This is a genomic window from Xylanibacter sp. (assembly GCF_057607445.1).
This window is the reverse complement of the sequence record NZ_DBLZAX010000014.1, coordinates 20,086-33,018: the sequence shown is the minus strand read 5'-3', so window position 1 is coordinate 33,018 and position 12,933 is coordinate 20,086. Positions and strand designations below refer to the sequence as shown.

Below are 12,933 nucleotides of genomic sequence, written 5' to 3'. Positions count from 1 at the left end.
TATTTACACGATCAATAATCCTTCAGTATCTTTTCAAGACGCTTGCGTCTCTTTTCGTGCTTATGCCCCTTAAAATCAAAGAGCTTGAACATATCAAACGAGAACAAGCCCGACGGGGCCTTAAACTGTTTTGCATATTTAGACACCTCACCCTTTTTGATGCACACTATAGGTGCCTTTGCCGTAATGACAACCTCATCGAGCCGGTTGAGTTTGGGCATAAGCCATATTGTGTCACAAAGTTCCTTTCGGCTGTATGCCCTGCTTTCATAACTTACATGTGAAAAAGTGACGCCGTTACACGGCTGACTGATTACAAAACGTCCTCTTGAATCGGTAATCACGGTTCCTTTCGGATTGATATACACTCTTACACCGGCTATCTGACGTTTGGTCTCCATATCGAAGACCACACCTGTTATTTGTGCACTGCCATCAATGCATATCAACAATAACACGAGACAGCCAAAAAGTCTGACAAGAAACATACATCCAATATTTAACCTCAAAAGGAATTCATGCAAATATAAGAATTTTATAGGCTCGAAATAACATGGCAGACGGCCAATTATAAAACTTTCACGTAGTTTTAAGCCCATTAAGACCATGAACAAGATGAGGTTATGCAACATGCATATATCCATATAAAGGAATATTCAATATAACAAATCAGCCAGACTATCTATCCGGATAAAAGCATCTGTTTGAGAACTATTTTTCACAATTTAAACCAACAGCAGAAATATAGCATAAAAAACTGTAACCATTTCAATCACTAAAGATTACAGATAGGGTGTTTACGCATAGTCACACAACAATTCTTTAAGCAATCAACACGCATTTACCTTCAAACTGTTAATGGCCGGTTTATGCATCGTAACTCGGCCACTTTTTAACCGTAAATGGCCGAGTTTTTATGTAAAACTCAATCGTTTATTTTTGATCTTTTACAGTGTATCTAATTTTGTTTGCTATATATTGCAGTATACTGGATTTTGTTGACTGCTCTCCGTGTTAAAACTATATTTGTTTCCAAATCTTTTTTAAATCCAAATCAAGTTGTCACTGCCTTTATTAAAGTTCATCTTTGGTTGTAGTTTGTCATGCGCATAAAGTTATAACACTTCATCGTGTAAAGCTCACAGCCATCACCATTTTTATGGCATGATGACAGACTTATATAATAAACAAAGAAAATCGGACCGAAAGGTTCTTATTATATAATTAAAAGCATACCTCTCCTTCAACAAAGAGAAATATGCTTTTAATCGCCAAGAACGGACAGTAAAAAATATTATAAAACGTCCATGAATCATTAAGATGTTTTATAGCGGAGTATGCTGCTCCGTAAACATCTTCAAATTATAATGCTAACTTAAATATCTTTCTCATGCCGGCAGAAGATGTATGCCCCAAACAAACACGGGACAAAATAAACATTCTCCTTTTTGCCAGATGCATCTTCCGCTCATTTGCGGCATATCTAAAGTTCTGTCCGCCGACATCTATTATATCTCAGTTGTGGATTTATGCGTTCACAATGTAGCCTGCTACTTTATGATAATCTTGCAGCTCTCGCTTTTTCCTTTCGCATAGACCGTTACTACATAAAGGCCTTTAACCGGAACATACAATGAGCCTCCGTCAATAATTTTGTCTGCTATTGTTTTCCCGCTGAGATCTGTTACCACAATTCTGTAAGCGCCTTCTACAGAAGCTGAGACATTATGGCCTGACACAACAAGCCCGATTTTGTCTTCCTGCAAGACTGAGCCTACAGATACAGTACTTTCATCTTGCCAGCTTAGTAGCGGAAATCCATTATTAATGCCGTTTGCGTCTTTCTTCCATGCATTTTGTCCGTTGTCAAGCGCATATAGGAAATCATCGCTCTTCATCTCGTCTGCCGTCTTCTTGACAACAGCACTATTCTCATCAGCGGCTCCTTCTTCTGTTTCAAGATAATAGCAATTTTCTATTACAACACCGTCTTCTGTAGTGCCTACAACAGCATTGCCAGTAAAATCGCTTAATATCTCTCCACAGTTATAGCAGTTTCTCAATGTACCGTCTACCAGGAAGCCGACAAGTCCGCCTGCAAAAAATCCGGTAAAGACTATATTGCCCCTGTTATAACAATTTTCGATTACTCCTCCACGGTCTACATATCCTGCAATGCCGCCTAGGTCTGTACTGCCCGCAATATCAGCGTCATTGATGCAGCCTGACACCGTGCCGCCATACATTGTGCCGACGATGCCACCCTGCCCCAGGCCCTGGGTTATTGCTATAGATGCCTTGTTTACGCAGTTCTCAATCCTGCCACCAGTCATTGCTCCAACAACAGCGCCAGAGCCGTCGGTGCCTTCAACAACCGAATTTTTGCCTATTGTAAGATTCTTCACTACGGCATTTTTTGATATACAGGCAAAGAGTCCTGTGCCGCCTACGCTGTTTTGGGCGTCTATAAAATATATGTGCACGTTGTCCACGGTTTTACCATTGCCGTCAAAAACGCCTAAAAAATATTTTGACTCGTCAATCATCTGACCCGGATTTTCCAGATCAGCATACTCGTTAAAAAAGCCTATAGGCGAAAACTTATGCAGTCCACCTCCCATGTCAAGACTGTTTACAAGTTTAAAGAACACACCTTCATAAGTTTCTCCGGCAGTAACAGTCTCTGCCAGATAAGCCAGATTTTCTCCTGTCTCAATGAGATACGGGTCTGCTTCGGTTCCGCTTCCTTTTGCCCAAGCCTTTGCAGTACCGTCCCACACCTGTGCATTTGCAACCATAAATGCAAACAAACTCAAAATCGTAAAAATGATTTTACTCATAAATCTAATTAAGTAAACTTGTATACATACGTAATTTGTGCAAAACTAATTATATTTTTGCATAAACAAAACATTCTGTATTAATTTTATACCATATTGCATATAATGAAGTATGCAAAAAGTAAATTATGAGCATTAAGTATGACTGATAGAGGAAGAATGGAAATATTATATCAACTGATAAAATAATGTTTTCATCAGTTGGGACAGCATAAATGTCATATAAATTTAAAATAAATTCATCCAGTCATGCAATATTTTAAGATTATTAGGGTTTTATAAAAAGTAATCGCACTAACGAAATCTTATGAACATCTACATATTATGCATTATCGGGGTATTCATCATCAGTGCCATATGCGGTTTTTTGTTTATCCCGCTGATACTTAACTTCTGCAAGTCGCGTAAGCTTTATGACATACCCGACGCACGAAAAATACATCACAACGCCATTCCGCGGCTTGGAGGAATATCCTTCATGCCCAGCATGCTGCTGTCGTTTGCCGCAGCGTTGTATGTAATCAACACTACCGACAAGCAGGTAACAATCAACTTGTGGAGCATTTATTTCCTGCTGAGCATGCTGATGATATATGTAATGGGCATAGTTGATGACATTTTGGGGCTGTCGCCGCTCATCAAGTTTATCGTGCAGATTATCGCAGCCTGTGCCCTGCCTTTGTCAGGACTGTATATCAACAATATGTACGGTTTTTTCGGTATTCATGAGATCCCTTATTATATAGGTTTTCCGCTGACGGTGCTTACTATTGTGTTTATCGACAATGCCATCAACCTTATTGACGGAATAGACGGCCTTGCGGCCAGTTTGTCAATAATAGCCCTGTCTGGTTTTCTCTATATGTTCATCGTTCAGAACGTATGGAGCTATTCTATACTGATTGCAGGCCTGATAGGTGTGCTTGTGGCATTTATGTACTTCAATCTGTTCGGATCGGCTGAGAACAACCGAAAGATATTCATGGGCGACTCAGGAAGCCTTACGCTGGGTTACCTGCTCGGTTTTCTCTGTATAAAATATTCTATGAACAATACGGCTGTGATGTCTCACCACAAGTTCGACTTCATCATAGCCTTCACCCTTCTTCTGGTACCCATGTTTGATGTTGTCAGGGTTTTCATGATGAGGATTTACCACAAGAGGTCGCCTTTTTCTGCCGACAAGACACACATTCACCATAAGTTTATGAGTGCCGGATGCACTCAGCACAAAGCTCTTGTAGCAATATTGCTATTGGCTGTATTTTATGTTGCAGCCAACCACTTCATGCTTATGGCAATGAGCAACACTGTTGTGTTTATCATAGACGTGTTAATATACATCGGCGTGAACCTTGCGCTCAACTATATAATAATGAGAAAGCATTTGCACGTAGGCGATATAAAAGTTGTTTCTGAGAGAGTTAAAAGTTAAACAAATATCATCAAGATTATTAAAAGCGTCCATTTGCAATGCGAATGGACGCTTTTTTATTTGTATAACATCACCTTTTAAAATGCAGGAAACAATCTTTTATAAGTTACGAAAATCAAGATAAGATAAACATGTCGCTGCAGCCATTACTGCATAAAAATAAAAATGTGGCATGAGCCGCCTGCAAATGCCATTTTAATGTTCAAAATACTAAATCAAGAAACATCAAAATCACGGCACTCGGCTCATGCCACAGATATCAAATAATTATAATTTACATCACCCAAAAGCGTGGCGCCAATTGTATATATCCCCAAAACACTCAGACAGGGTGGTCCAAAACCACGGATAATATATTTACACTTGTATCTTAACGGAGTACAAGTTTATACCCTGACTACAATTTTTTGAAATACATACGATAAGTACCCGACAACAATATCATCTTGTTTCCACTAAGACTTTCTATGGTATACGTCTCGTCAGGCGCCACAATTCCAAAAGGATTAAGCAGCGTAATGTCCTCAAGGGGCTTGTCACCATTTTCACGGTCATAGACATAAGGATCGTAAAGACGCAGGGTGGCACCATTATGTTCAAACCTCATCAACAGGCTCTGATGCATCCCCGACTTATCGTCGAGCTGCAACAGCCTGGCCTGAAACGACCAGTAGATTCGCTCATTGCCAAGATCTGCTGTGGTCGACGTGGCCAGCGTGTCTACTCGCGTCAAATGCCATATACCATCAAGGTCGCCATTGTCCAGCGTCCGTATCTCACACGCCCCAAACATCATGGAAACAACAAAAGCTATAAAAATATTTATGTAATAATGTTTCATCTTCATATACGTAATTATAAATTAAGAAGTCCGGTCTTTGCCACCGTCAACTGAAATCCGTAATTGTTGCCAAGTATGCTGCCAAGATCCATGCCATAGGTACCCTTAACGCTCCATCCCTTCAGCAGTTTGCCGCCGAAGGCGTATTGTCCCTCAAGCATAAAGCTGAAATTGTGGCGGCTCTTGCCATACGGATCGTCATAAGTACCCAGGCCTTCCTGCCACGAAGCCAGCAATCTATATGTAAAGCGCTCAATAGGACATCCGTCTATACCGAGATGGAAAGCCATGAAGCGGTTGTCCTTCACACATATCGTGCCGTCTGAATTATACAGCGGCGAACGGTAGAGCGGATTGCCCATCACCTGTCCCCAATGCTGCCAGCCTGTATATATTCCGTGATTATAGAAATTATCCTTGCCGCCAATATGGTCGGGTATCGTACTTGTATGGTCGTGATAAATAGGACCGCTCTGATATTTCGAATAAATATACTCAAACACCACGCCGTTCACCCATCTGTCATAGTTCATTCTGAACTCTGCACCAAGCATAATGTCTTTAAAGTCATACAGAAGATAGCGGCTTTTCTTCTTTTCCTGCCACTCGCTTCCCTCGCCATATCCGTCATAGTCAACCAGGAACATGGCTGAATGATCTTCAAAATATTTGTCGGCATAGATGCTGAAACGCCACAAATCCTCTTCCCAGTTAAGGCGCACGAGCCAGCTTCCTACCTGATTGCCTTCGGCGTTCTGATAGGTAGTCTCGCCAACATCTGCTCCGCCTGGAATAAAAGCATTCCAGAATGCACTGAAACCGGTGTCGCCCTTTATGGCTGTCATGCCTCCATTTCCGTCAGGAAGATACGACGTTCCGCCGAAAGTTGAAGCCATCTCAAGTCCAAGTTCAAACGAGAAAGGACAAAAAAAATTCTCATTTCCAAACTTCAAATATCCTGCCTTGCTGTGATACAGCACATTATCGGCATATTTGCTCTTCTTTCCTGTAAAGTCATGCTGCCATCCGTCATCAGTCATCATTCCGTAGGCAATGTGTCCCTTTAGGTGCAGCCAGCCGTTGGCAAAAGGCAGAGTCCAATAATCAGGCAGAGCCAGACGCACCTGTGGCACAGGTCTTGCGTTAATGCCGAACGTCTGCGAACCGCTGCTCAGGCGGTCGTCCTTTAGTTCCATTGGATACTGTTTGCTTCCGACAGTAAGCACTCCATGAAGCCAGCGTGCCTCAACGAAAGCCTGCTGGACAACGAAATTGCTTGTATAATTATAAGGCACGGCAAGATCTACGCCATAGCCTACTCCCCACCGTCTGGCCGAATCTGTGCGTAAGGGTCTGAACAGGCCAGCCCTGACATATCCGTTCGTTTCGTCGAGCGAACTAAGTCCGTATCTGTTGGCATTGAGCCAAAGCGGCGTACTTCCAGAAGAGAAGTCGGCCTGCATCTCAACATTATATTTAAGTCCCTTGTCGAGACGCAGTTTCTCAGGCTTGTCTTCTTCCCATCCTTGTGAAAAAGCCTGACCGGCAGATGACAATAATAATAAAGCGAGTAATAATGATTTCATCAAAAACAAATTTTAATATATAACGCCATTTATTAAAAAATATTACATTTACCATTCAAAAGACTTATATCATCCTTTAAATAAAGGATTTACGGCACACCTTCAGATATAAAACAGCACTGAATATAACGTAAAATACGGCATCTGCATGCAGAATAAACACAAAATAGGGATTTTCCCCCTTGAAGTTAGGGAAAAACCTTTTTACATATGAATAATTATAGCTTTCTTTGCATACGGTTAAAAAGAAAACAGAAAGGCTTTGACATGAACAAGTTTATAATAATACTGACAACCCTGCTGACACTCACCACCGCAACAAAGGCGATGAGTTATAGTCAGGCACGCGAACAGGCACTGTTTCTGACGGACAAAATGGCCTATGAACTGAACCTGAACGAGGAGCAATATGATGCAGCATACGAGGTGAATCTCGACTACCTGATGAGCATCAACACATACGATGACCTGTACGGCACATACTGGACACAACGCAACCTCGACTTCAGCTACATTCTGCTCGACTGGCAATACAGGGCATTCTGTGCCGCAACATACTTCTACCGCCCGCTTTACTGGACTTCTGGAGTATGGCACTTTGCAATTTACGCCCGCTATCCCCGACGCGACTACTTCTACTTCAGCCATCCGACTGTATACATATCATATCGCGGAGGCCACAGCTGGCACCATAACGGAGGATGCAGCTGGTATAAAGGGCGCACGTTTAACCACGGAAGTATAAACAGAGGCCACGGCATGAGAGACAGATTTGACCGCGGCGACTACGGAAGAGGCCATAAAGGTGCTTTCTCCGGAAGAGACAGAGACAACAGGCGGCCAAGAGAAAACGGATGGGGCCGCAACTTCAACCGCAGACCTGAAAACATAAAAACCATTCAGAATGTAAAAGGGAACATCAACGGAAGCAACCTGAAGGGACAAAAAAGTTTCAGAAGGAACAACCGTGAAAGCAGTACGCGGACAACAGCAAGGCCGAGACCAAACGGCAACGGAAGCATAAACTTCAACGGGAACAGGAGGCAAGGCATCAGCCGCCAGATTAAGACTCCCAACAATACTTTCAGTCCACAGAGGTCAACCAAGAGCTTCAGCGGAAACAGAAGCACTCCCACACGCTCATTTAAGAGCAGCGGAAGCAGCAGCCGAAAAAGCTCATCTGGCGGAAACAGCGGCAGACACTTTGGCGGACGAAGATAAAAGCAAAGCCATGCAAACAGACAATATCATAACAGCATGAGCCCGGCATCATTGACACAAGAGAACAATTTGCCGCAAACATAAACGACAAACAGGGACGTTAACAAAGAGTAATGCTGCCGACAAGAGGAAGAAACATTAAAACTGATAACAAAATAAGTGACTGTTGAGGACTGAAATCTGCAATTCCTACAATAAAGACTACTTCTTAAACAGCAAGATACATGGTCTTCAACAGTCCAAAAACACCAGGACCGACAGGAGAAATCCTCGTCGGTCCTATGTTATTTTGCCGTAATCAGCGCCTTATGCAATCGCATAATACGGACAATACTGCACCTACGGAGAACATCTGACGGCAACAGGCAACAACCAGATGAACTGCCATAAGCGCCCGGCAGACTTATAGCCTACCAAGACTAAAGCATCAGCTGCCTTACCTCCGTATTGCGCATAGGCGCAATATCCTTCATTTCCTTGTCATAAAACACAGCCTGAACGGCCTTGTTTATAATGCCATGCCCAACGGCAAGCACTCTCTTTTCAGGAAAATTTTCACGTATAAAATCAATAAAGCGCCTTGCCCTTGATTTCAAAGCGTCAATTGTCTCTATGTCATCAGGCCATTCAACATCCTTCAAATCAGGTATGTAACGTCCGGTAAAGCTGCCCCAGTCGCGCTCTCTGAGCAGTTCCGTGGTAATAACTTCAGCCCCGTAAGGCTCTGCTAATATTCTACATGTCTCAACAGCACGCCACAAATCGCTCGCCACAAAGACATCTATATGCTCGGATGACATCTGCACAGCCAGTTCGCGGGCCTGCTCACGTCCTTTGTCGTTAAGCTCGCCCTGCGTCTGTCCCTGCATGATGTGGTTTGCGTTGTCCACAGTCTCGCCGTGCCTTACAAGATAAAGCGTTGTCATATTTCTTTAGTTTTCAAATCAATGCAAAGGTAATACATAACGAGAACAAAACAAAATAAAAGTCAGCTTAAGCCTGATGTTATCTGTTTTTTAGCTGACGGCAGGACACGAAAACCTTTGCATGCATATTAACAGCGCCAATATACAGTGCCGGCAGCGGGATAAAATCAAGCCGGACACGGCCAGCATCACTTTGTTATCATTCTTTGTATAAAATAAGTTAAACTTATTGTAAACAAAGACAAAACGCACTATCTTTGTAAGAAAGAGCAAAGAACTTACAGCCTGAATGCCGCATGGCCGGCAGGAAGAATAAAACTGCATAATGACTGCATGACAATAATAATCCTTAAGGACTATATATAAAAGAAAATCTAAATAAAATCTACAGACATGAAAGTATTGCAAAGTTCTGTTTTTCGCGCTATATGCGCAATAATTATCGGCATACTGCTGATAAACAACCCCGACAACACCGTGAAAGGCATAACCATTGCCATCGGACTGCTGTTTCTCGTGTCGGGTGCAATATCGTGTGCGGTATATCTGAACGCCAGGGCGCACGCATCAGACACTGAAATTTACGACGCTCAAGGGCGACTTATTGTAACGGGCAAGCCTACATTCCCTATTGTAGGAATAGGCAGCGTGCTGCTCGGTCTGATACTGACCATAGTGCCCGGTCTGTTTGTCAAGTCGCTGATGTACTTTCTCGGAGCCATAATCATCCTCGGAGCCATAAACCAGTTTATGGTTCTGGTCAATGCCAAAAGGATGTTCCGCGTGCCACTGTGGTTCTGGATATGCCCGTCGGTGATATTCCTCACTGGCCTGCTTGTGCTGATTAAGCCAATGGAAACGGCATCGCTGCCGCTGCTTATCATAGGATGGTGCCTGCTGCTTTATGGCGCAACAGAATGCGTCAACGCATTTAAGATTCACCGTGAGCGCAAGCGCATCGAGACAAATCTGACAATAAAAGACAAAGACTAATAACAACAAAGGCTGCCGTGACAATGTCGGACAGCCTTTATTGTTTTGTTATAAGAATGAGGTCTAATGCCGTCAACGCTACAATGAAGAGGCATTAAACGTTTACAAGACTTTCTATGTATTTACAAAGGATGTTTATTCCCTTATGATTCTCTCCTCCCTGCGGAATTATGAGGTCGGCATACTTCTTTGTAGGCTCTATAAACTGTTCGTGCATGGGCTTAAGCACTTCGAGATAACGGCTGATAACCATGTCTACGGTGCGCCCGCGTTCGAGCACGTCGCGCTGTATGTTGCGTATCAGACGCTCATCCGAGTCGGTGTCAACAAATATCTTCAGGTCCATCATGTCGCGCAGTTTCTTGTTGAGCAGAGTCATGATGCCTTCAATGATTATCACCGGTTTCGGCTCAACGTGCAGCGTCTCTTTCAGTCGGTTACACTTGATATACGAATATGTGGGCTGCTCAACGGCCTGTCCGTTTCTCAGTTCGTTTACCTGCTTGATAAGCAGTTTCCAGTCGAAAGCGTCAGGATGGTCAAAGTTTATGGCATGACGCTCCTCCTCGGTCATGTGCGACGTGTCGTTATAATATGAGTCGAGCGGAACCACAACCACATGATGCGGCGGCAGCGCCTCGGCTATCTTTCTCACAACGGTGGTCTTGCCCGAACCTGTTCCACCGGCTATTCCAATAATGGTCATACTCTATATGTTTTTTAGTCGCAGGCAGTTGTCTTATATTTAATAAGGTAGATATGCCCTGCGGATTTATGGTTAATAACTTTATTGCTTAAATAAGGCCAAGTTGTCTGAAGGCTTTTTCATAATATTCGGCCTTACGCTCAATCTTCATCGGATATGCGCGCGAACTGCTCGGCATGCGGTATAGCGTCAAGCTGCGGCCTAAGGCAGAAAAGCCGACGCCCTCGCCCACCTTCGGCTGCTTTATTCCGAAGTAAGAGGCAAATGTGTCCGTAGCCTTCTGTCCCGTGGTTATCACGGCGCGGCATGTTGGTATGGAGTCCAGCAGCGAGCCGAGGTCGGTGGCTTCAACAATCTCAAGGTCTTTGTCTGATGCCGTATTCTTTGTGCGGCACACCTTGCACGCCGTGTCGTAGAGACCTATGCCCTTTTCGTTAAGGAAACTGATGATGTCCTCACGTCGGAAAGTCTTCGCCTCACTGTCTACAAAATGCAATTTGTCGCCGAAGAATATATGGCCGAATATGCGCCACATGTCATTGATGAAGTTGGGATAAAAGAAATCCATACACCAACGGTTGCGTGCCGGCGGAAAACTGCCGAGCATCAGCAACCGTGTGTTTTCAGGCAGAAAAGGCCTTAGCGGATGTTCTTCTGTAACGCTCATTTCTGCTCTTTTACCAAGTAAACAACAACAGGCAGGTGGTCGCTGTATCCGTCGAGCCAGATGCCTCCTCCGTGTGTACGCTTAGGCGTGCCCTTGTATTTTCCTTCATTGTTGAATAGATAGTCGCGGCGGAATATCTGATTCTTCCAGAACTTCAGTGTCGAGAAGTCTTTCTTGCCGTCGCGGTTAAGCATGTTTGGCGTAAGCACTATCTGGTCGAAAAGATTCCATGAGCCCTGATATGAGAGCGTGCCCACGCCCTGCTTTGTCAGGATGTTATACCACGGATTATACATGTCGCCATCCTTTACGTCCTTCACTTCGGCCTTTGCTCCCAATATGTCTTTCATGCTCTTGTTTGTCGGGTCGTCGTTCATGTCGCCCATAACGAGCACCTTCATTGCCGGATTCTCGCTGACAAGCGAATCCTTGATGTTCTTGACGAGCTGTGCAGCCCTCTCACGATATGAAGATCCTGAGAAACGGCTCGGCCAGTGGCACACGATGACCGTAACAGGCTCGCCTGCAAGCTCGCCGGTAACGGTGAGGAATCCGCGCGTGCGGAAGTTGGCAGGCATGGTCTCGTCGGGTATGTATGGCAGCAGCGTAGACTTATTGACTGTGAACATAGACGGATTGTAGAGCAGCGCACAGTCGATACCGCGGCTGTCGGGTCCTTCAATATGTACATATTTATATCCACGCGCGCGAAGAGGCTCCTGCGCCGTAAGGTCGTTGAGCACATTGGCGTTTTCAACCTCAGACAGTCCTATCACAGCACATCCCACGTCAGGCAGCACGTCGGTGCCCATATCGGCCAGCACCTTGGCCATGTTGCGCAACTTATGCGAATACTTAAGACCGTTCCAGCGCGACGAACCTGTGGGCAGATACTCATAGTCTTTCTTGCCTTCATCATGACATGTGTCGAAAAGGTTTTCCTGATTGTAGAAACCTACGGCATACACTGAGTATTTCTTCTGTGCAAAACTGCTCACGGCAACAAGCCAGAGAGACAAAACAATTAACAGATTAAACTTTTTCATAATATAAAAATCATTGTTTCTTCAATACAATTTTCTGATTTATCCCCCATGGCAATGCTGAAAGCATGGCTTTTCGGAGGTGGTGGTTATTTTTGCAAAGATAATGCAACTTAAAGATAATTCAAAAAATTAGATACTTTATTTTTTGATTATCCGGATTTTGAAACAAATTTGTAGAAAACAAGTAACAATAATGACACACTGCGCCAAAAACCCACATCAGCGCCAACCGGGAGAAACCTGAAGGATACGTCACAGCATATCAGCATATGCCCATATTGCAACTTAAAGCCCACGCCGGTCCAAAACAACGCATCGGTCCAAGACTGCCGCACCCGGCAACATCACGACAAGCCTCAACACAGCTCAACATCTGCATGGAACACGCTGACCAAACTGCACATACGCACAAGCCCAAAGCCGGACAAAGACTACCGTGCGCACGGCGCTCACGCACAAAGAGATAACACACTGACATACAATAAGTTACAAACGGCATTGTAAAAGGTATCCTTTTAGGCTGCAAAAGGTGGCATATTGCAATGTAAAAGGTGGTCTTTCAGAAGCCAAAAGACCACCTTTTGCAAAACGGCATTTTGCCAACCATAATACACGGACAAAAAACTGCACGAAAAAATACCAAAACGCCATTGGAAAAAACGCAGGCTAAAA

11 protein-coding genes are annotated in these 12,933 nt (G+C 43.9%); 3 read left to right on the top strand and 8 right to left on the bottom strand.

Translation table 11 applies throughout. The annotated features are described in order from the left end of the window. Positions 1 to 11 precede the first annotated feature (11 nt). Together ACZMIG_RS11060 and ACZMIG_RS11055 are read right to left on the bottom strand one after the other, a co-directional pair. Positions 12 to 488 carry a carboxypeptidase-like regulatory domain-containing protein gene (locus ACZMIG_RS11060; protein ID WP_302433579.1) on the bottom strand — a complete coding sequence of 159 codons (477 nt, stop codon included), beginning with the start codon at positions 486 to 488 and terminating at the stop codon, positions 12 to 14. A 1,062-nt stretch (positions 489 to 1,550) separates the two neighbouring features. Continuing rightward, a complete protein-coding gene (locus tag ACZMIG_RS11055; RefSeq protein ID WP_487889549.1) occupies positions 1,551 to 2,840 on the bottom strand; it encodes a T9SS type A sorting domain-containing protein in 1,290 nt (429 codons plus the stop codon). Positions 2,841 to 3,147: 307 nt separating this feature from the next. Here ACZMIG_RS11055 and ACZMIG_RS11050 point away from each other — a divergent pair, with 307 nt between their 5' ends. Continuing rightward, a complete protein-coding gene (locus tag ACZMIG_RS11050; protein ID WP_482694072.1) occupies positions 3,148 to 4,275 on the top strand; it encodes an MraY family glycosyltransferase in 1,128 nt (375 codons plus the stop codon). A 397-nt stretch (positions 4,276 to 4,672) separates the two neighbouring features. Here the strand turns inward: ACZMIG_RS11050 and ACZMIG_RS11045 are convergent, their stop codons facing one another. After that, positions 4,673 to 5,122: a lipocalin-like domain-containing protein gene (locus ACZMIG_RS11045; protein ID WP_487889548.1), complete on the bottom strand. Its 450-nt coding sequence runs from the start codon at positions 5,120 to 5,122 to the stop codon at positions 4,673 to 4,675. 8 nt (positions 5,123 to 5,130) lie between these two features. Beyond that, positions 5,131 to 6,702 (bottom strand): capsule assembly Wzi family protein, encoded by a 1,572-nt coding sequence (locus ACZMIG_RS11040; protein WP_486997813.1) that lies wholly within the window; start codon positions 6,700 to 6,702, stop codon positions 5,131 to 5,133. 267 nt (positions 6,703 to 6,969) lie between these two features. On the opposite strand from ACZMIG_RS11040, the gene ACZMIG_RS11035 reads away from it, so the two are divergent. After that, on the top strand, positions 6,970 to 7,923 hold the full coding sequence (locus ACZMIG_RS11035; protein ID WP_486997814.1) for a hypothetical protein: 954 nt from the start codon (positions 6,970 to 6,972) through the stop codon (positions 7,921 to 7,923). Positions 7,924 to 8,342: 419 nt separating this feature from the next. On the opposite strand, the gene ACZMIG_RS11030 is transcribed toward ACZMIG_RS11035, so the two are convergent. Further along, the gene (locus ACZMIG_RS11030; protein ID WP_287601896.1) at positions 8,343 to 8,849 is read right to left on the bottom strand and encodes a histidine phosphatase family protein; all 507 of its coding nucleotides are present in this window, start codon (positions 8,847 to 8,849) and stop codon (positions 8,343 to 8,345) included. A 393-nt stretch (positions 8,850 to 9,242) separates the two neighbouring features. Between ACZMIG_RS11030 and ACZMIG_RS11025 the strand changes: the two genes are divergently transcribed. Next, entirely contained in the window at positions 9,243 to 9,842 is a 600-nt protein-coding gene (locus tag ACZMIG_RS11025; RefSeq protein WP_021853985.1) for a DUF308 domain-containing protein, read from the top strand. Between the two features lie 94 nt (positions 9,843 to 9,936). Here ACZMIG_RS11025 and udk read toward each other — a convergent pair whose 3' ends face one another. The 3 genes from udk to ACZMIG_RS11010 form a co-directional block, all read right to left on the bottom strand. Continuing rightward, positions 9,937 to 10,548, bottom strand: coding sequence for a uridine kinase (udk, locus tag ACZMIG_RS11020; protein WP_021853986.1), 612 nt, complete (start codon positions 10,546 to 10,548; stop codon positions 9,937 to 9,939). Between the two features lie 88 nt (positions 10,549 to 10,636). Further along, positions 10,637 to 11,215, bottom strand: coding sequence for a uracil-DNA glycosylase family protein (locus tag ACZMIG_RS11015; RefSeq protein ID WP_370799785.1), 579 nt, complete (start codon positions 11,213 to 11,215; stop codon positions 10,637 to 10,639). After that, positions 11,212 to 12,261, bottom strand: a complete 1,050-nt coding sequence (locus ACZMIG_RS11010) for an endonuclease/exonuclease/phosphatase family protein (protein ID WP_053398147.1) — start codon at positions 12,259 to 12,261, stop codon at positions 11,212 to 11,214. The genes ACZMIG_RS11015 and ACZMIG_RS11010 overlap by 4 nt, the downstream gene beginning before the upstream one ends. Between the last annotated feature and the right edge of the window lie 672 nt (positions 12,262 to 12,933).